The sequence below is a fragment of the Bacillus sp. FSL W8-1202 genome, from assembly GCF_038006165.1.
GTDB classification, from domain to species: domain Bacteria; phylum Bacillota; class Bacilli; order Bacillales; family Bacillaceae; genus Bacillus; species Bacillus subtilis.
In genome coordinates, this window is the sequence record NZ_JBBOUR010000001.1 from 1,214,786 (window position 1) to 1,233,070 (window position 18,285).

The 18,285-nt window shown below is 44.8% G+C and carries 18 protein-coding genes, 2 rRNA genes and 2 pseudogenes; 20 read left to right on the plus strand and 2 right to left on the minus strand.

The window, feature by feature from the left end; all coding sequences use genetic code 11:
- The first annotated feature begins 55 nt into the window (after window positions 1–55).
- From NSQ09_RS06325 to salA, 17 genes and pseudogenes are all read left to right on the plus strand, one after another.
- A pseudogene (locus NSQ09_RS06325) lies at window positions 56–324 on the plus strand (ribosome-binding protein ybzG).
- The gene (gene infA, locus NSQ09_RS06330; protein WP_003156508.1) at window positions 302–520 is read left to right on the plus strand and encodes a translation initiation factor IF-1; all 219 of its coding nucleotides are present in this window, start codon (window positions 302–304) and stop codon (window positions 518–520) included. The pseudogene NSQ09_RS06325 and the gene infA overlap by 23 nt, the downstream one beginning before the upstream one ends.
- A gap of 33 nt (window positions 521–553) precedes the next feature.
- On the plus strand, window positions 554–667 hold the full coding sequence (rpmJ, locus tag NSQ09_RS06335; protein ID WP_003156543.1) for a 50S ribosomal protein L36: 114 nt from the start codon (window positions 554–556) through the stop codon (window positions 665–667).
- A 22-nt stretch (window positions 668–689) separates the two neighbouring features.
- Window positions 690–1,055, plus strand: coding sequence for a 30S ribosomal protein S13 (rpsM, locus tag NSQ09_RS06340; protein ID WP_003235095.1), 366 nt, complete (start codon window positions 690–692; stop codon window positions 1,053–1,055).
- A gap of 20 nt (window positions 1,056–1,075) precedes the next feature.
- Entirely contained in the window at window positions 1,076–1,471 is a 396-nt protein-coding gene (rpsK, locus tag NSQ09_RS06345; protein ID WP_009966385.1) for a 30S ribosomal protein S11, read from the plus strand.
- A 176-nt stretch (window positions 1,472–1,647) separates the two neighbouring features.
- A complete protein-coding gene (locus NSQ09_RS06350; protein ID WP_003225835.1) occupies window positions 1,648–2,592 on the plus strand; it encodes a DNA-directed RNA polymerase subunit alpha in 945 nt (314 codons plus the stop codon).
- Window positions 2,593–2,669: 77 nt separating this feature from the next.
- On the plus strand, window positions 2,670–3,032 hold the full coding sequence (rplQ, locus tag NSQ09_RS06355; protein ID WP_341030648.1) for a 50S ribosomal protein L17: 363 nt from the start codon (window positions 2,670–2,672) through the stop codon (window positions 3,030–3,032).
- A 129-nt stretch (window positions 3,033–3,161) separates the two neighbouring features.
- Window positions 3,162–4,007, plus strand: a complete 846-nt coding sequence (locus NSQ09_RS06360; RefSeq protein WP_341030649.1) for an energy-coupling factor ABC transporter ATP-binding protein — start codon at window positions 3,162–3,164, stop codon at window positions 4,005–4,007.
- Window positions 3,983–4,852 carry an energy-coupling factor ABC transporter ATP-binding protein gene (locus NSQ09_RS06365; protein WP_003235106.1) on the plus strand — a complete coding sequence of 290 codons (870 nt, stop codon included), beginning with the start codon at window positions 3,983–3,985 and terminating at the stop codon, window positions 4,850–4,852. Before NSQ09_RS06360 ends, NSQ09_RS06365 begins: the two co-directional genes overlap by 25 nt.
- Window positions 4,849–5,646: an energy-coupling factor transporter transmembrane component T family protein gene (locus tag NSQ09_RS06370; protein ID WP_017695831.1), complete on the plus strand. Its 798-nt coding sequence runs from the start codon at window positions 4,849–4,851 to the stop codon at window positions 5,644–5,646. The genes NSQ09_RS06365 and NSQ09_RS06370 overlap by 4 nt, the downstream gene beginning before the upstream one ends.
- Window positions 5,647–5,655: 9 nt before the next feature.
- Window positions 5,656–6,399, plus strand: a complete 744-nt coding sequence (gene truA, locus NSQ09_RS06375) for a tRNA pseudouridine(38-40) synthase TruA (protein ID WP_004399657.1) — start codon at window positions 5,656–5,658, stop codon at window positions 6,397–6,399.
- 161 nt (window positions 6,400–6,560) lie between these two features.
- Window positions 6,561–6,998: a 50S ribosomal protein L13 gene (gene rplM, locus NSQ09_RS06380; RefSeq protein ID WP_003241966.1), complete on the plus strand. Its 438-nt coding sequence runs from the start codon at window positions 6,561–6,563 to the stop codon at window positions 6,996–6,998.
- Window positions 6,999–7,018: 20 nt separating this feature from the next.
- The gene (gene rpsI / locus NSQ09_RS06385) at window positions 7,019–7,411 is read left to right on the plus strand and encodes a 30S ribosomal protein S9 (protein ID WP_004399691.1); all 393 of its coding nucleotides are present in this window, start codon (window positions 7,019–7,021) and stop codon (window positions 7,409–7,411) included.
- Between the two features lie 457 nt (window positions 7,412–7,868).
- Entirely contained in the window at window positions 7,869–8,636 is a 768-nt protein-coding gene (locus NSQ09_RS06390) for a class I SAM-dependent methyltransferase (protein ID WP_017695888.1), read from the plus strand.
- Between the two features lie 185 nt (window positions 8,637–8,821).
- A complete protein-coding gene (locus NSQ09_RS06395) occupies window positions 8,822–9,265 on the plus strand; it encodes a YbaK family protein (protein ID WP_017695889.1) in 444 nt (147 codons plus the stop codon).
- A gap of 59 nt (window positions 9,266–9,324) precedes the next feature.
- Window positions 9,325–10,038: an N-acetylmuramoyl-L-alanine amidase CwlD gene (cwlD, locus tag NSQ09_RS06400; RefSeq protein WP_017695890.1), complete on the plus strand. Its 714-nt coding sequence runs from the start codon at window positions 9,325–9,327 to the stop codon at window positions 10,036–10,038.
- Between the two features lie 95 nt (window positions 10,039–10,133).
- Window positions 10,134–11,192, plus strand: a complete 1,059-nt coding sequence (salA, locus tag NSQ09_RS06405) for an iron-sulfur carrier protein/transcriptional regulator SalA (RefSeq protein ID WP_095843389.1) — start codon at window positions 10,134–10,136, stop codon at window positions 11,190–11,192.
- 35 nt (window positions 11,193–11,227) lie between these two features.
- Here salA and gerD read toward each other — a convergent pair.
- Window positions 11,228–11,786, minus strand: a pseudogene (gene gerD, locus NSQ09_RS06410) (spore germination lipoprotein GerD).
- Window positions 11,787–11,895: 109 nt separating this feature from the next.
- Between gerD and kbaA the strand changes: the two are divergent.
- Window positions 11,896–12,492 (plus strand): KinB-signaling pathway activation protein, encoded by a 597-nt coding sequence (gene kbaA, locus NSQ09_RS06415; protein ID WP_004399693.1) that lies wholly within the window; start codon window positions 11,896–11,898, stop codon window positions 12,490–12,492.
- Here the strand turns inward: kbaA and pdaB are convergent, their stop codons facing one another.
- Window positions 12,493–13,257 carry a polysaccharide deacetylase family sporulation protein PdaB gene (gene pdaB / locus NSQ09_RS06420; RefSeq protein WP_144453679.1) on the minus strand — a complete coding sequence of 255 codons (765 nt, stop codon included), beginning with the start codon at window positions 13,255–13,257 and terminating at the stop codon, window positions 12,493–12,495.
- Between the two features lie 351 nt (window positions 13,258–13,608).
- Between pdaB and NSQ09_RS06425 the strand changes: the two genes are divergently transcribed.
- Together NSQ09_RS06425 and NSQ09_RS06430 are read left to right on the plus strand one after the other, a co-directional pair.
- A 16S ribosomal RNA gene (locus NSQ09_RS06425) occupies window positions 13,609–15,158 on the plus strand.
- Between the two features lie 170 nt (window positions 15,159–15,328).
- Window positions 15,329–18,256 (plus strand): 23S ribosomal RNA (locus NSQ09_RS06430).
- The 16S and 23S rRNA genes sit together here, the layout of an rRNA operon.
- Window positions 18,257–18,285 lie beyond the last annotated feature (29 nt).

The window sequence follows — 18,285 nt, forward strand, 5'->3', positions numbered from 1 at the left end:
TAATTCCGAAGACAGATGTTTTTCAAGCTTGATAGGGCAGAAAGCTTGGGTGAACATTGGCAAGACCGAATTCATCTTGCTGCTTGTCGTTGGAATTTTAACCATCATCAATGTACTAACAGCAGACGGAGAAAAGCGTACATTTCATTCTCCTAAGAAAAAGAATATCAATCATTTAACCCTTTATGATTGCGTATCTCCGGAAGTTCAGAACAGTATAAACGAAACAGGGCGTGTGACAAACTTCTTTTGAAATTTGTCAGAAAGCAAGTTACTGATTTGAAGAAGGGAGAACACTTGAATGGCGAAAGACGATGTAATTGAAGTGGAAGGTACTATAGTCGAAACACTGCCAAACGCGATGTTCAAAGTTGAACTTGAAAATGGCCACACTGTTTTGGCTCATGTATCTGGTAAAATCCGCATGCACTTCATTCGCATTTTACCTGGAGACAAAGTTACGGTAGAATTATCTCCATATGACTTAACTCGTGGCAGGATTACGTACCGTTACAAATAAAGCACTCCGGAAACTGAAGGAGGTTGGAAACACATGAAAGTGAGACCATCAGTTAAACCAATCTGCGAAAAATGTAAAGTTATTCGCAGAAAAGGAAAAGTAATGGTGATCTGTGAAAATCCAAAGCATAAACAAAAACAAGGATAATTTATAAGGAGGTGCCCAGAGAATGGCTCGTATTGCTGGTGTAGATATCCCACGTGACAAACGTGTTGTTATTTCTTTAACATACATCTTCGGAATTGGCCGCACAACGGCTCAGCAAGTTTTAAAAGAAGCTGGAGTTTCAGAAGATACTCGTGTGCGCGATCTTACTGAAGAAGAACTTGGTAAAATCCGTGATATTATTGACAAACTGAAAGTAGAAGGTGACCTTCGCCGTGAAGTTTCTCTTAATATCAAACGTCTGATCGAAATCGGAAGCTACCGCGGAATCCGTCATCGCAGAGGATTACCTGTTCGCGGACAAAACTCTAAAAACAACGCGCGTACTCGTAAAGGTCCGCGTCGTACTGTAGCTAACAAGAAAAAATAAGTAAGGGAGGTTCTTAAACAATGGCTGCTGCTCGTAAATCTAACACGCGTAAACGTCGCGTGAAAAAGAATATTGAGTCTGGAATTGCTCATATTCGTTCAACTTTCAATAACACGATCGTTACGATCACTGACACTCATGGTAATGCTATTTCTTGGTCTAGTGCCGGAGCTTTAGGATTCAGAGGTTCTCGTAAATCTACTCCTTTTGCTGCGCAAATGGCTGCAGAAACAGCTGCTAAAGGTTCAATCGAACATGGTCTTAAAACTCTAGAGGTTACTGTTAAAGGACCTGGTTCAGGCCGTGAAGCTGCAATCCGTGCACTTCAAGCTGCTGGACTAGAAGTCACTGCTATCAGAGACGTAACTCCTGTTCCTCATAACGGATGCCGTCCACCAAAACGTCGCCGCGTGTAATTTGTTTGTATAGATTTTGTGTCCCTGTCAATAATGGGTTATGATACAGTTATTTATGAAACGAATGCACCGACTCGTTGCCTGAGCACATACGGGACTAAACAATGGGGAATTTCGGATGGAATCTCATATGATTCTATTCGAGGTTTCGACGTTTTGAAGGAGGGTTTTAAGTAATGATCGAGATTGAAAAACCAAAAATCGAAACGGTTGAAATCAGCGACGATGCCAAATTTGGTAAGTTTGTCGTAGAGCCACTTGAGCGTGGATATGGTACAACTCTGGGTAACTCCTTACGTCGTATCCTCTTATCCTCACTCCCTGGTGCCGCTGTAACATCAATCCAGATAGATGGTGTACTGCACGAATTCTCGACAATTGAAGGCGTTGTGGAAGATGTTACAACGATTATCTTACACATTAAAAAGCTTGCATTGAAAATCTACTCTGATGAAGAGAAGACGCTAGAAATTGATGTACAGGGTGAAGGAACTGTAACGGCAGCTGATATTACACACGATAGTGATGTAGAGATCTTAAATCCTGATCTTCATATCGCGACTCTTGGTGAGAATGCGAGTTTCCGAGTTCGCCTTACTGCTCAAAGAGGACGTGGGTATACGCCTGCTGACGCAAACAAGAGAGACGATCAGCCAATCGGCGTGATTCCGATCGATTCTATCTATACGCCAGTTTCTCGTGTATCTTATCAGGTAGAGAACACTCGTGTAGGCCAAGTTGCAAACTATGATAAACTTACACTTGATGTTTGGACTGATGGAAGCACTGGACCGAAAGAAGCAATTGCGCTTGGTTCAAAGATTTTAACTGAACACCTTAATATATTCGTTGGTTTAACTGACGAAGCTCAACATGCTGAAATCATGGTTGAAAAAGAAGAAGATCAAAAAGAGAAAGTTCTTGAAATGACAATTGAAGAATTGGATCTTTCTGTTCGTTCTTACAACTGCTTAAAGCGTGCGGGTATTAACACGGTTCAAGAGCTTGCGAACAAGACGGAAGAAGATATGATGAAAGTTCGAAATCTAGGACGCAAATCACTTGAAGAAGTGAAAGCGAAACTAGAAGAACTTGGACTCGGACTTCGCAAAGACGATTGACTAGTTTCCCTTGTGAACTAGGATTTTCGTGTGTTTATTATTCAGAAACAGAATTCCAATAAAGGAGGGGACATCACATGTCATACAGAAAACTAGGACGTACGAGTGCACAGCGTAAAGCTATGCTTCGTGATCTTACAACTGATTTGATCATCAACGAAAGAATCGAAACAACTGAAACACGTGCGAAAGAACTTCGCTCTGTAGTTGAAAAAATGATCACGCTTGGCAAACGCGGTGATCTTCACGCTCGCCGTCAAGTTGCTGCATACATCCGCAACGAGGTTGCAAACGAAGAAAATAACCAAGATGCACTTCAAAAATTATTCTCTGACATTGCAACTCGTTACGAGGAGCGCCAAGGCGGATACACACGTATTATGAAGCTTGGTCCTCGCCGTGGTGACGGAGCACCAATGGCAATTATCGAATTGGTTTAATCACATATTTTTGTGTATCTAAAGAAGGGCGGGACAGTTTCTAACTGGATCTATGCCCTTTTTTTAGATACTGCAACTTTTAATATAGAGAGAAAAGCAGAGCATTAGCTGAGAGGAGGCCGGTTTTCCATGAATCAGAATCAGTTGATATCGGTAGAGGATATCGTATTTCGATATCGGAAGGACGCAGAAAGACGAGCACTAGACGGCGTCTCCCTGCAGGTGTATGAGGGTGAATGGCTTGCAATCGTAGGTCATAACGGTTCAGGGAAATCAACACTGGCCCGGGCATTGAATGGTTTAATTCTTCCTGAATCAGGCGACATTGAGGTTGCCGGGATTCAATTGACAGGGGAATCTGTTTGGGAAGTGCGTAAGAAGATAGGTATGGTCTTTCAAAATCCGGATAACCAATTTGTCGGAACGACTGTTCGCGATGATGTGGCTTTTGGTTTAGAAAACAATGGTGTACCGCGGGAAGAAATGATTGAGAGAGTAGACTGGGCAGTAAAACAGGTGAATATGCAAGATTTTCTCGATCAAGAGCCGCACCATCTCTCCGGAGGCCAAAAGCAGAGAGTTGCGATTGCGGGGGTTATTGCCGCACGTCCTGATATTATTATCTTAGATGAAGCAACATCCATGCTTGATCCGATCGGGCGAGAAGAAGTGCTTGAAACGGTAAGACATTTAAAAGAGCAGGGCATGGCGACTGTCATATCCATTACACATGATCTGGATGAGGCAGCAAAAGCAGACAGGATCATTGTCATGAATGGCGGTAAAAAATATGCTGAAGGGCCGCCTGAAGAGATTTTTAAATTGAATAAAGAACTTGTGCGAATCGGGCTTGATTTACCCTTCTCATTCCAGCTTAGCCAGCTTTTAAGAGAAAATGGACTGGCTTTGGAAGAAAACCATTTGACTCAGGAAGGGCTGGTGAAAGAGCTGTGGACATTACAATCAAAGATGTAGAGCATCGCTATCAGATGAAGACGCCGTTTGAGCGCCTAGCACTGTATGATATCAATGCATCGATTAAAGAAGGAAGCTACGTAGCCGTTATCGGGCATACAGGCTCTGGCAAGTCCACTCTTCTTCAGCACCTAAATGGTCTCCTGAAGCCGACGAAGGGACAGATATCACTAGGCAGCACTGTCATTCAGGCAGGGAAAAAGAATAAAGATCTGAAAAAACTTCGTAAAAAAGTCGGAATCGTTTTCCAATTTCCTGAGCATCAATTATTCGAAGAAACAGTTCTTAAAGATATTTCATTCGGACCGATGAACTTTGGTGTTAAAAAAGAAGATGCGGAACAAAAAGCGAGAGAGATGCTGCAGCTTGTAGGTTTATCAGAAGAGCTTTTGGACAGGTCACCCTTTGAATTAAGCGGGGGACAAATGCGCAGAGTTGCAATTGCCGGTGTACTTGCAATGGACCCTGAAGTGCTTGTTCTGGATGAACCGACTGCAGGATTGGACCCAAGAGGGCGAAAAGAGATTATGGACATGTTTTATGAGCTTCATCAACGTGGGAACCTGACGACGATCCTTGTGACACACAGCATGGAGGATGCAGCTGCATACGCTGATGAAATGATTGTTATGCATAAAGGAACGATACAAGCATCAGGCAGTCCGCGTGATCTGTTTTTAAAGGGTGAAGAGATGGCCGGCTGGGGGCTGGATCTTCCAGAAACAATAAAATTCCAAAGACACCTTGAAGCTGCACTGGGTGTGAGATTTAATGAGCCTATGCTCACAATCGAAGATGCCGCTGCCGAAATCCGTGCTCTTTTTCAGGGGGAGAAGACTTTATGATGGACAGCATGATTATCGGCAAGTATGTACCGGGTACTTCACTTGTGCACCGGCTTGACCCCAGAACAAAACTGATCACGATCTTTTTATTTGTCTGCATCGTATTCTTAGCCAATAATGTTCAGACATACGCGTTGCTTGGTTTATTTACAGTTGGCGTCGTTTCTTTAACAAGAGTTCCATTCTCTTTTTTAATGAAAGGGCTGAAGCCAATCATCTGGATTGTCCTTTTTACGTTCCTTCTTCACATCCTTATGACACATGAAGGATGGGTTATCTTTCAAATAGGTTTTTTCAAAGTCTATGAGGGCGGTCTGGTTCAGGGGATATTCATTTCTCTTAGATTCGTCTATTTGATTTTAATCACAACCTTATTAACGCTTACGACCACACCGATTGAGATTACCGATGGAATGGAGCAGCTGCTGAACCCATTGAAAAAATTAAAGCTTCCTGTTCATGAGCTGGCTCTTATGATGTCAATTTCTTTACGGTTTATTCCGACACTGATGGAGGAGACAGATAAGATCATGAAGGCTCAGATGGCGCGAGGCGTTGATTTTACAAGCGGGCCTGTCAAAGAAAGAGTGAAGGCTATTGTCCCGCTTCTTGTCCCGCTCTTCGTCAGCGCATTTAAACGCGCCGAAGAGCTTGCGGTGGCAATGGAAGCAAGAGGCTATCAAGGCGGAGAAGGACGTACGAAATATAGAAAGCTTGTATGGACAGGAAAAGACACTTCTGTCATTGTCAGCTTAATTGTATTAGCTGCTTTGTTATTTTTCTTAAGGGCTTAGAGGTGCTGTATGAGACTGAAATGCACGATTTCTTATGACGGACATTTGTTTAACGGTTATCAGGTTCAGCCGGGCAAAAGAACGGTTCAGGATGAACTGGAGAAGGCTTTGGCTGTCCTGCATAAGTCAAAAGACAGAATTCCAGTAGTTTCGTCTGGAAGAACAGACAGCGGGGTTCATGCAGCCGGACAGGTGATTCATTTTGACACTCCGCTGTCTATCCCGGCTGAGAGATGGCCATATGCCTTAAATGCACTGCTTCCGGACGATATCGCAGTCAAACAGGCAGAAATTGCGGATGATGGGTTCCATGCACGATTTAGCGCAGTTAAAAAAGAATATCGCTACTTTGTATACACGGAGAAACACCCGGACGTATTTAAACGGCATTACGCTTACCATTTTTCATATCGCCTTAATGTGCAGGACATGAGAGAAGCGGCAAAGCATCTTATAGGGACACATGATTTTACGAGCTTTTGCGCGGCTAAAACAGAAGTGCAGGACAAGGTAAGAACGATATACGAACTTGATTGGACTGAGACGGCTGACGGCCTGCAAATGCGGATCACAGGCAGCGGTTTCTTATATAATATGGTCAGAATTATTGCGGGTACTTTGCTTGATGCAGGTATTGGAAAAATTTCTCCCGATGAGGTGAAATCCATGCTGGAAGCGAAGGATCGCGAAGCGGCAGGGCGCACAGCGCCGGGGCACGGGCTATATTTATGGAACGTTTACTATGACAACTAAACCAGGTGTATAATATTTTCTTGACAGAGTCTGCATAAAGTTATAAGATATCATATGGTATGTATTTCAACCCCACGATAAGCCCCGGAACTTATTGTGTTGTGAAATAGAACGTAATCGAAGTTTATTGAAAATGACAGATCATTTAGGAGGGAAATTCAATGCGTACAACACCTATGGCTAACGCAAGTACTATTGAACGCAAGTGGTTAGTTGTTGATGCTGCTGGCAAGACTTTAGGTCGTCTTTCTTCAGAAGTTGCAGCTATCCTTCGCGGAAAACACAAACCAACTTACACACCACACGTTGATACTGGAGATCATGTGATCATCATCAACGCTGAAAAAATCGAGTTAACTGGTAAAAAGTTAACTGACAAAATCTACTACCGTCACACTCAACATCCAGGCGGATTAAAATCAAGAACTGCTCTTGAAATGCGTACAAACTACCCTGAGAAAATGCTTGAGCTTGCTATCAAAGGCATGCTTCCAAAAGGTTCTCTAGGTCGTCAAATGTTCAAAAAATTGAACGTATACCGTGGTTCTGAGCATCCACACGAAGCACAAAAACCTGAAGTTTACGAACTTCGCGGTTAATTAAAAAGGAGGTTACCAATTTGGCACAGGTTCAATATTACGGTACTGGCCGTCGTAAAAGCTCTGTAGCGCGTGTGCGTTTAGTTCCAGGAGAAGGCCGTATCGTCGTTAATAATCGTGAAATCAGCGAACACATCCCATCTGCAGCTTTAATCGAAGATATCAAACAACCATTAACTTTGACTGAAACAGCTGGCACTTATGATGTTTTAGTAAACGTACATGGAGGCGGCTTATCTGGTCAAGCTGGAGCAATCCGTCACGGTATCGCTCGTGCTTTGCTTGAAGCAGATCCAGAATACCGTACAACTCTTAAACGTGCAGGTCTTCTGACTCGTGACGCTCGTATGAAAGAACGTAAAAAATACGGTCTTAAAGGCGCTCGTCGTGCACCTCAGTTCTCAAAACGTTAATTTTGCGTTTTCAAAAAGCTCTCGACCTTGGGTTGGGAGCTTTTTTCTTTAATAAAACGTGGCAGCCCCGCATAAAAATAACAACTGAATGGACGCTTGACGGGGTTAATTGTTTGTTTATAAACGGTCTCTTTGTAATAATCATGATAGCTTTCATTCTTATTCAATTGGAACTTCGGTCAATGTTTATTATCGTTATGTGATCAGCCCAGCTTCATCTAACCACTGTATCTCATCCGTTAAAGTTCACTGCTGATTCCTAACCCGGAGAAACAATAGCTCTCATTGCTAATGGCTTTATGTAACGAAGTAAAAGTAAATCTGATGATATAAATCACATATCTCCTTTGTGGTTTTTTTGCGTTTTTATGAACTTTTTTCTAAATATGCAAAGGGAAAGCGATATTAATCTAGAAATATTTGTTATACTCTATACATTAAAGTAAGGAGAAGATTCATGAATGCGTTAGTAGCTCATAATAGCAAAGCCTGGGATAAAAAAGTAGAAACAGGCAATGAATGGACTGTTGCTGTTGAGCAGCAGGTGATCGAACAAGCAAAAAAAGGCAATTGGGATATAAGGGTAACACCAATGAAAGATGTACCGAAGGATTGGTTTCCGCCTGTCAAAGGTCTGAAAGTACTCTGTTTAGCATCAGGCGGCGGCCAGCAGGGCCCAGTTTTGGCAGCCGCAGGCGCGGATGTCACCGTACTAGATAACTCAGAAAAACAGCTGAATCAGGATAAAATGATTGCTGAGCGAGATGGTCTCACAATACACACTGTCAAAGGAAGCATGGACGATTTAAGTGTATTTAATGATGAATCATTTGATGTCATTGTACATCCTGTTGCCAATGTTTTTGTTGAGAATGTCCTCCCGGTATGGAAGGAAGCGCACCGTGTGTTGAAAAGGAACGGCATTCTAATCTCGGGTTTTGTCAATCCTGTTGTATTTCTGTTTGATACTGAATTAGAACAGCAAGGTGTTTTAAAAGTAAAACACTCCATTCCATACGCTGACCCAGAAGATCTTCCGAAACATAAAGTGAAAAAACTGATCGAAAATAATGAGGCTCTGGAATTCGGCCATTCCTTAGAAGACCAAATCAAAGGCCAAATTGATGCCGGTTTTATCGTTACTGGTTTTTATGAAGATAAAGGCGGGTTTGTATTAGACCAATATATCCATACATATTCTGCAACAAGAAGCGTGAAAGTATGAAAAGCAGCGACCTGTTAGAGGGGCTGCTTTTTTCATAACTAATTATAGAACGTTTGTTCCAGACCCTGCAGAAAGGTGATTTTTTATCAATTTTACACCTTCATTTGGGCGAATTTCCAACCGAATTCGGGCATTGTTTCATCATCCAAACCTCAAAATAATCGATAAAAGGAGAGTGAATTTATATGGCAGAAGTACTGTCTTTTATGGATGTGAAACGCCAAAAGGATTTTGAATTAGAAAAGAACTTGCTCAAAGAACTCTCTCTGAGACAAATTATCCAGTCTGTTAAGGATTGTTTAGAACCATTATTTCCATTTTTACATGATGAACGAGATATTATTACCGAAGGCTGTATTGATTTTGCTATAGAAGCCTATTTGTTAGGCGGGCGTTTTGGGATATTCGGCTATTACGGAGAATCCATGCATAGTATCAGTGCCCGCTCTGCAAGAGAAGAAGAAGAGCTGCGTATGGAGTTTTTTGATTATCTCTATAATTGGATACACGAGCAATACGCAACATTTGATAAAAACACTGTTTATGAAGCGGCACGCAAGTTCATTAAAGATTGGTGGACAGCAGGGTTTGTTCAAAGAGAAAAACAGTGTAAGCTTCGCATGCGGTAATCATATTTCCCGGCCCTGTCCCATAGTTATGTAATAACGGACAAGCGGGAGGGGAAGGGATGAGGAAAAAGCTTAAATGGCTCAGTTTTTTGCTAGGCTTCATCATATTACTATTTCTGTTCAAGTATCAGTTCAGCAATAACGACTCTTGGAAGCCGTGGAGCCTGCCCTTGAGCGGTAAAATCATTTATCTAGATCCAGGTCATGGCGGGCCTGACGGCGGAGCAGTCGGCGGAAAGCTGTTAGAGAAGGATGTTACCCTGGAAGTGGCCTTTAGAGTCAGGGATTATCTTCAAGAACAAGGAGCGCTTGTTATCATGACCAGAGAAAGTGATACTGATCTCGCTCCAGAAGGAACTAAAGGCTATAGCCGACGAAAAGCTGAGGATCTAAGACAACGAGTCAAATTAATAAACCATTCAGAGGCGGAGCTCTATATCAGCATTCATCTTAATGCGATTCCGTCACAAAAATGGAGCGGAGCCCAAAGCTTTTATTACGGGAAATATGCGGAAAATGAGAAAGTCGCAAAATACATTCAGGATGAGCTGAGAAGAAATCTGGAAAACACAACCCGGAAAGCAAAGCGGATTCATGGTATCTACTTAATGCAAAACGTCACCAAACCGGGGGCGCTTATAGAAGTCGGATTTTTATCCAATCCAAACGAAGCAACGCTGCTCGGTAAACCGAAATATCAAGACAAGGTGGCATCTTCCATATATAAAGGCATTTTGCGATATTTCACAGAAAAAGGAGACCCTCTGGAGTAAAGGAGGGTTTTCTTGCGGTTCTAAGCATAAGACACCCGCCATTTATGTATGATATAATAATAATTGTAAACGAATACACAAAAGGGTGAGGTTCGATGATAAGAGAAGATGAAGTAAGAAAACTAGTCGGAGAAATGCGCGAACCTTTTCTTCAAAGACCTCTGGGAGAATTGGATGCCGTTAAGGAAATTAAAATAAAGCCTGAAAAACGGCATATCAGTGTAAAAGTCGCTCTTGCAAAAACAGGAACTGCAGAACAAATGCAGATTCAGCAAGAGATCGTAAACGTATTAAAAGGGGCAGGAGCTGAGACAGTCGGCCTTCGATTTGAAGAGCTGCCTGAAGAAACGGTTGCTAAATTCCGGGCGCCGTCAGCTGAGAAAAAAACATTATTAAATATGGATAACCCGCCAGTCTTTCTTGCTGTAGCAAGCGGAAAAGGCGGCGTAGGCAAGTCAACTGTGTCGGTAAACCTAGCTATTTCTCTGGCTCGTCTAGGGAAAAAGGTTGGTTTAATTGATGCGGATATTTATGGGTTCAGTGTGCCGGACATGATGGGTATCACTGTGCGTCCAACAATTGAAGGAGAGAAACTTCTTCCTGTTGAACGCTTTGGAGTAAAGGTCATGTCAATGGGCTTTTTCGTAGAAGAAAATGCTCCGGTCGTATGGAGAGGGCCGATGCTCGGCAAAATGCTGAATAACTTTTTCCACGAAGTAGAGTGGGGAGAAGTAGACTATATCGTTCTTGATCTTCCGCCTGGTACAGGGGACGTTGCTCTCGATGTACATACAATGCTTCCGAGCTGCAAAGAAATTATCGTATCTACGCCGCATCCGACAGCTGCTTTTGTCGCGGCCAGAGCGGGCTCTATGGCGATTAAAACCGATCATGAGGTCGTGGGGGTCATAGAGAACATGGCTTATTATGAAAGTGCAAAGACAGGGGAAAGAGAATATGTCTTTGGAAAAGGCGGAGGAGATAAACTGGCTGAGGAACTAAACGTGCCTTTACTCGGCAGAATCCCATTGAAACAGCCCGATTGGGATAAGGACCAATTTGCTCCGTCTGTTTATGACGAAAATCATCCAATCGGAGAAATATATCAGGACATCGCAAAAAAAATAGATGTAAAAATGTCAGTGCAGGTATAAAAGGTGAACCGGGATTCCAGATCCCGGCTTTCCCTTTATTCACTTTCTTTTGCTGTGTCTTTTGCTGCTTTTTTCAGCTCATCTTCGAACTGCTTTTTGTAAAGCGGACTAGAAAGTGTTTCGTTAATAACCTCTTCTAAATAACTGCGGAATTCTTGGCTTTTTGCCAGCTGGCTGTACTTTTTATCCATGCCGGGATCCTGCATCACGCTCATCAGCATCTTCTGGTAATCTGGATCCTTCATCAGCTTTTTAATCACTTTTTCATGCTCTGTCTGAAGAGTTTTGGCAAAGCCCTCAGCAAAATCAGTGTCTTCAAAGATGTTTTTCCAAAATTCTTCACCTTTTTTTGATGTGAGTGTTTTTTTCTATTGTTCCTTTAATTGCATCTTGGTCAATCACCAGCGCTTCATTCATGGCATCATCATTTAATAATTCCTTAATAGCTTTCTTTCCATCATCAGTTTTTAATATATCAACAACCATTTTTTTGGTCTGATCATAGTCCATATCCGCTGCTTGGTCTTTTGGAGCGCAAGCTGTTACAGATAATAACAAAAAACAGCTCATCAATAGCGTTTTGGCTTTTGACATGCTTAAGCTCCTTTCACATACTTGTCTTACCTTTAATATGATTCATCTGTTTGGAATTATACATAACAAAATATCGCTGTTCGCGATTTTTGAGGGGATGAATAAAGAAATGAAAAGCCGTGGTTTAGTTCGTTTTTTCTTTTCTATTTTAGCTGTCGGAGCGCTTATCACGAGTATTGTGGGTTTTGCTTTAAAATGGGGAGAATATAGAGGGCTGTTTCTTACATTTGAAGCGGGGCAGATTTTCTCTGTTTTATTTTGGTTTATCGGTGTAGGCATGATTTTCAGTGTGATCAGCCAAATGGGTTTTTTCGTGTTTTTAACAGTTCATCGGTTTGCGCTTGAGATATTAAGGTCCTCCTCTTTGTGGAATTTGCTGCAGTTGTTTTTCATCCTGTTTGTTGCTTTTGATTTAATGTACGTGCGTTTTTTATTTTTTGGAGAGAGCGGAGAATCGCTGGCTGGCTATGCGTGGTTACCGGTGTTTTTATTGATCTTTGGAGTGATTACAGCTTATATAAAGCAAAAGCAGTCCTCTAAGAAAACATTTGTGTCATCGTTGTTTTTGATGGTTGTGATTACCGCATTAGAATGGTTCCCTGCATTAAGAGTAAATGATGAGGACTGGCTTTATTTAATGCTTTTTCCGTTAATGGCATGTAATGCCTTCCAATTGCTGATGCTGCCGAAGTTTGCAGCAAAGTAATTACTTTACCTCTGCGGATTTGGCATCAGAATTTGCGATGAGGTCACTCACGGTTACATTTTTTAATCCTTTTTCTTTCAGCTGATGGATGATATCAGGTAATGCTTCTTCTGTTTGTTTTGCCGAATCGGAGGCATGTAAAAGAATAATGTCTCCACCGGAAACTTGCTTGGTCACATTGTCGATGATTTTTTCAACTCCGGGATTTGTCCAGTCTTGAGAGTTCACACTGTAATGAACGACTGTATAATTGTATTGCTTTGCGACCTTTAGAACATTCTTATTGAATTGGCCGGTAGGGGGTCTTAATAGCTGTATGTCTTTGACCCCTAACTTTTCAAAGGCTGTTTGCGCACGGTTCATGTCCTTTTTTATTTCGCTGCTCTCTAAATTGGCATAGTTTTTATAAGCGTAGCCCATGCTCCCAATTTGATGTCCATCCTTTACGATACGGGCCACTGTGTCGGGATGGCGTTCTGCCCAAGAAGCGGAAAGAAAAAACGTTGCATTTTTAATCCCGTTTGCTTTCAGAGTATTAAGTATCGGTTCTGCTCTCTCATCACCCCAGCTGATATCGAAAGTAAGTGCAATATCTTTAGAGTCTGTTTCTCCTTTATAAATGGCTTTAGGTCCGGTGTCAGTTGAAAACACGGGAAGCGGGACAGCTCTTTGGATATAAAAAAAGCTGGCAGCTGCAAATGCGGCTATAAGTATAATAATTAATTGTTTCACCCGTTTAATGTGCCACACATAGAAGTGATTCACTGATGATGCCTCCTTATCTTGTCCATCATTCTTGTTTTACATCTTATGAGCATGGACAATTGAATATAACCGATAAAATGTCTCTTCACATACAGCCTAAATTGGGTGTTGACCTTTTGATAATATCCGTGATATATTATTATTCGTCGCTGATAAACAGCTGACATCAACTAAAAGCTTCATTAAGTACTTTGAAAAAAGTTGTTGACTTAAAAGAAGCTAAATGTTATATTAATAAAGCTGCTTCGTTAAGCGGCGGTAATGATCTTTGAAAACTAAACAAGACAAAACGTACCTGTTAATTCAGTTTTTAAAAATCGCACAGCGATGTGCGTAGTCAGTCAAACTACTTTATCGGAGAGTTTGATCCTGGCTCAGGACGAACGCTGGCGGCGTGCCTAATACATGCAAGTCGAGCGGACAGATGGGAGCTTGCTCCCTGATGTTAGCGGCGGACGGGTGAGTAACACGTGGGTAACCTGCCTGTAAGACTGGGATAACTCCGGGAAACCGGGGCTAATACCGGATGGTTGTTTGAACCGCATGGTTCAAACATAAAAGGTGGCTTCGGCTACCACTTACAGATGGACCCGCGGCGCATTAGCTAGTTGGTGAGGTAATGGCTCACCAAGGCAACGATGCGTAGCCGACCTGAGAGGGTGATCGGCCACACTGGGACTGAGACACGGCCCAGACTCCTACGGGAGGCAGCAGTAGGGAATCTTCCGCAATGGACGAAAGTCTGACGGAGCAACGCCGCGTGAGTGATGAAGGTTTTCGGATCGTAAAGCTCTGTTGTTAGGGAAGAACAAGTACCGTTCGAATAGGGCGGTACCTTGACGGTACCTAACCAGAAAGCCACGGCTAACTACGTGCCAGCAGCCGCGGTAATACGTAGGTGGCAAGCGTTGTCCGGAATTATTGGGCGTAAAGGGCTCGCAGGCGGTTTCTTAAGTCTGATGTGAAAGCCCCCGGCTCAACCGGGGAGGGTCATTGGAAACTGGGGAACTTGAGTGCAGAAGAGGAGAGTGGAATTCCACGTGTAGCGGTGAAATGCGTAGAGATGTGGAGGAACACCAGTGGCGAAGGCGACTCTCTGGTCTGTAACTGACGCTGAGGAGCGAAAGCGTGGGGAGCGAACAGGATTAGATACCCTGGTAGTCCACGCCGTAAACGATGAGTGCTAAGTGTTAGGGGGTTTCCGCCCCTTAGTGCTGCAGCTAACGCATTAAGCACTCCGCCTGGGGAGTACGGTCGCAAGACTGAAACTCAAAGGAATTGACGGGGGCCCGCACAAGCGGTGGAGCATGTGGTTTAATTCGAAGCAACGCGAAGAACCTTACCAGGTCTTGACATCCTCTGACAATCCTAGAGATAGGACGTCCCCTTCGGGGGCAGAGTGACAGGTGGTGCATGGTTGTCGTCAGCTCGTGTCGTGAGATGTTGGGTTAAGTCCCGCAACGAGCGCAACCCTTGATCTTAGTTGCCAGCATTCAGTTGGGCACTCTAAGGTGACTGCCGGTGACAAACCGGAGGAAGGTGGGGATGACGTCAAATCATCATGCCCCTTATGACCTGGGCTACACACGTGCTACAATGGACAGAACAAAGGGCAGCGAAACCGCGAGGTTAAGCCAATCCCACAAATCTGTTCTCAGTTCGGATCGCAGTCTGCAACTCGACTGCGTGAAGCTGGAATCGCTAGTAATCGCGGATCAGCATGCCGCGGTGAATACGTTCCCGGGCCTTGTACACACCGCCCGTCACACCACGAGAGTTTGTAACACCCGAAGTCGGTGAGGTAACCTTTTAGGAGCCAGCCGCCGAAGGTGGGACAGATGATTGGGGTGAAGTCGTAACAAGGTAGCCGTATCGGAAGGTGCGGCTGGATCACCTCCTTTCTAAGGATATTATACGGAATATAAGACCTTGGGTCTTATAAACAGAACGTTCCCTGTCTTGTTTAGTTTTGAAGGATCATTCCTTCGAAACGTGTTCTTTGAAAACTAGATAACAGTAGACATCACATTCAATTAGTAACACAAGATATCACATAGTGATTCTTTTTAACGGTTAAGTTAGAAAGGGCGCACGGTGGATGCCTTGGCACTAGGAGCCGATGAAGGACGGGACGAACACCGATATGCTTCGGGGAGCTGTAAGCAAGCTTTGATCCGGAGATTTCCGAATGGGGAAACCCACCACTCGTAATGGAGTGGTATCCATATCTGAATTCATAGGATATGAGAAGGCAGACCCGGGGAACTGAAACATCTAAGTACCCGGAGGAAGAGAAAGCAAATGCGATTCCCTGAGTAGCGGCGAGCGAAACGGGATTAGCCCAAACCAAGAGGCTTGCCTCTTGGGGTTGTAGGACACTCTGTACGGAGTTACAAAGGAACGAGGTAGATGAAGAGGTCTGGAAAGGCCCGCCATAGGAGGTAACAGCCCTGTAGTCAAAACTTCGTTCTCTCCTGAGTGGATCCTGAGTACGGCGGAACACGTGAAATTCCGTCGGAATCCGGGAGGACCATCTCCCAAGGCTAAATACTCCCTAGTGACCGATAGTGAACCAGTACCGTGAGGGAAAGGTGAAAAGCACCCCGGAAGGGGAGTGAAAGAGATCCTGAAACCGTGTGCCTACAAGTAGTCAGAGCCCGTTAACGGGTGATGGCGTGCCTTTTGTAGAATGAACCGGCGAGTTACGATCCCGTGCAAGGTTAAGCAGAAGATGCGGAGCCGCAGCGAAAGCGAGTCTGAATAGGGCGCATGAGTACGTGGTCGTAGACCCGAAACCAGGTGATCTACCCATGTCCAGGGTGAAGTTCAGGTAACACTGAATGGAGGCCCGAACCCACGCACGTTGAAAAGTGCGGGGATGAGGTGTGGGTAGGGGTGAAATGCCAATCGAACCTGGAGATAGCTGGTTCTCTCCGAAATAGCTTTAGGGCTAGCCTCAAGGTAAGAGTCTTGGAGGTAGAGCACTGATTGGACTAGGGGCCCCTACCGGGTTACCGAATTCAGTCAAACTCCGAATGCCAATGACTTATCCTTGGGAGTCAGACTGCGAGTGATAAGATCCGTAGTCGAAAGGGAAACAGCCCAGACCGCCAGCTAAGGTCCCAAAGTATACGTTAAGTGGAAAAGGATGTGGAGTTGCTTAGACAACCAGGATGTTGGCTTAGAAGCAGCCACCATTTAAAGAGTGCGTAATAGCTCACTGGTCGAGTGACTCTGCGCCGAAAATGTACCGGGGCTAAACGTATCACCGAAGCTGCGGACTGTTCTTCGAACAGTGGTAGGAGAGCGTTCTAAGGGCTGTGAAGCCAGACCGGAAGGACTGGTGGAGCGCTTAGAAGTGAGAATGCCGGTATGAGTAGCGAAAGAGGGGTGAGAATCCCCTCCACCGAATGCCTAAGGTTTCCTGAGGAAGGCTCGTCCGCTCAGGGTTAGTCGGGACCTAAGCCGAGGCCGAAAGGCGTAGGCGATGGACAACAGGTTGATATTCCTGTACCACCTCCTCACCATTTGAGCAATGGGGGGACGCAGGAGGATAGGGTAAGCGCGGTATTGGATATCCGCGTCCAAGCAGTTAGGCTGGGAAATAGGCAAATCCGTTTCCCATAAGGCTGAGCTGTGATGGCGAGCGAAATATAGTAGCGAAGTTCCTGATTCCACACTGCCAAGAAAAGCCTCTAGCGAGGTGAGAGGTGCCCGTACCGCAAACCGACACAGGTAGGCGAGGAGAGAATCCTAAGGTGATCGAGAGAACTCTCGTTAAGGAACTCGGCAAAATGACCCCGTAACTTCGGGAGAAGGGGTGCTCTGTTAGGGTGCAAGCCCGAGAGAGCCGCAGTGAATAGGCCCAGGCGACTGTTTAGCAAAAACACAGGTCTCTGCGAAGCCGTAAGGCGAAGTATAGGGGCTGACGCCTGCCCGGTGCTGGAAGGTTAAGAGGAGCGCTTAGCGTAAGCGAAGGTGCGAATTGAAGCCCCAGTAAACGGCGGCCGTAACTATAACGGTCCTAAGGTAGCGAAATTCCTTGTCGGGTAAGTTCCGACCCGCACGAAAGGCGCAACGATCTGGGCACTGTCTCAACGAGAGACTCGGTGAAATTATAGTACCTGTGAAGATGCAGGTTACCCGCGACAGGACGGAAAGACCCCGTGGAGCTTTACTGCAGCCTGATATTGAATGTTGGTACAGCTTGTACAGGATAGGTAGGAGCCTTGGAAACCGGAGCGCCAGCTTCGGTGGAGGCATCGGTGGGATACTACCCTGGCTGTATTGACCTTCTAACCCGCCGCCCTTATCGGGCGGGGAGACAGTGTCAGGTGGGCAGTTTGACTGGGGCGGTCGCCTCCTAAAAGGTAACGGAGGCGCCCAAAGGTTCCCTCAGAATGGTTGGAAATCATTCGCAGAGTGTAAAGGCACAAGGGAGCTTGACTGCGAGACCTACAAGTCGAGCAGGGACGAAAGTCGGGCTTAGTGATCCGGTGGTTCCGCATGGAAGGGCCATCGCTCAACGGATAAAAGCTACCCCGGGGATAACAGGCTTATCTCCCCCAAGAGTCCACATCGACGGGGAGGTTTGGCACCTCGATGTCGGCTCATCGCATCCTGGGGCTGTAGTCGGTCCCAAGGGTTGGGCTGTTCGCCCATTAAAGCGGTACGCGAGCTGGGTTCAGAACGTCGTGAGACAGTTCGGTCCCTATCCGTCGCGGGCGCAGGAAATTTGAGAGGAGCTGTCCTTAGTACGAGAGGACCGGGATGGACGCACCGCTGGTGTACCAGTTGTTCTGCCAAGGGCATCGCTGGGTAGCTATGTGCGGACGGGATAAGTGCTGAAAGCATCTAAGCATGAAGCCCCCCTCAAGATGAGATTTCCCATTCCGCAAGGAAGTAAGATCCCTGAAAGATGATCAGGTTGATAGGTCTGAGGTGGAAGTGTGGCGACACATGGAGCTGACAGATACTAATCGATCGAGGACTTAACCATATTTTTGAATGATGTCACACCTGTTATCT

Excerpts from the sequence above, each read along its gene's own strand:
- rplM (WP_003241966.1), top strand. The coding sequence starts at position 6,561 with ATGCGTACAACACCTATGGCTAACGCAAGTACTATTGAACGCAAGTGG.
- rpsK (WP_009966385.1), top strand. The coding sequence starts at position 1,076 with ATGGCTGCTGCTCGTAAATCTAACACGCGTAAACGTCGCGTGAAAAAG.
- NSQ09_RS06350 (WP_003225835.1), top strand. The coding sequence starts at position 1,648 with ATGATCGAGATTGAAAAACCAAAAATCGAAACGGTTGAAATCAGCGAC.
- salA (WP_095843389.1), top strand. The coding sequence starts at position 10,134 with ATGATAAGAGAAGATGAAGTAAGAAAACTAGTCGGAGAAATGCGCGAA.
- infA (WP_003156508.1), top strand. The coding sequence starts at position 302 with ATGGCGAAAGACGATGTAATTGAAGTGGAAGGTACTATAGTCGAAACA.
- NSQ09_RS06390 (WP_017695888.1), top strand. The coding sequence starts at position 7,869 with ATGAATGCGTTAGTAGCTCATAATAGCAAAGCCTGGGATAAAAAAGTA.
- truA (WP_004399657.1), top strand. The coding sequence starts at position 5,656 with ATGAGACTGAAATGCACGATTTCTTATGACGGACATTTGTTTAACGGT.
- NSQ09_RS06360 (WP_341030649.1), top strand. The coding sequence starts at position 3,162 with ATGAATCAGAATCAGTTGATATCGGTAGAGGATATCGTATTTCGATAT.
- rpsM (WP_003235095.1), top strand. The coding sequence starts at position 690 with ATGGCTCGTATTGCTGGTGTAGATATCCCACGTGACAAACGTGTTGTT.
- NSQ09_RS06395 (WP_017695889.1), top strand. The coding sequence starts at position 8,822 with ATGGCAGAAGTACTGTCTTTTATGGATGTGAAACGCCAAAAGGATTTT.
- rpmJ (WP_003156543.1), top strand. The coding sequence starts at position 554 with ATGAAAGTGAGACCATCAGTTAAACCAATCTGCGAAAAATGTAAAGTT.
- NSQ09_RS06370 (WP_017695831.1), top strand. The coding sequence starts at position 4,849 with ATGATGGACAGCATGATTATCGGCAAGTATGTACCGGGTACTTCACTT.
- kbaA (WP_004399693.1), top strand. The coding sequence starts at position 11,896 with ATGAAAAGCCGTGGTTTAGTTCGTTTTTTCTTTTCTATTTTAGCTGTC.
- rplQ (WP_341030648.1), top strand. The coding sequence starts at position 2,670 with ATGTCATACAGAAAACTAGGACGTACGAGTGCACAGCGTAAAGCTATG.
- cwlD (WP_017695890.1), top strand. The coding sequence starts at position 9,325 with ATGAGGAAAAAGCTTAAATGGCTCAGTTTTTTGCTAGGCTTCATCATA.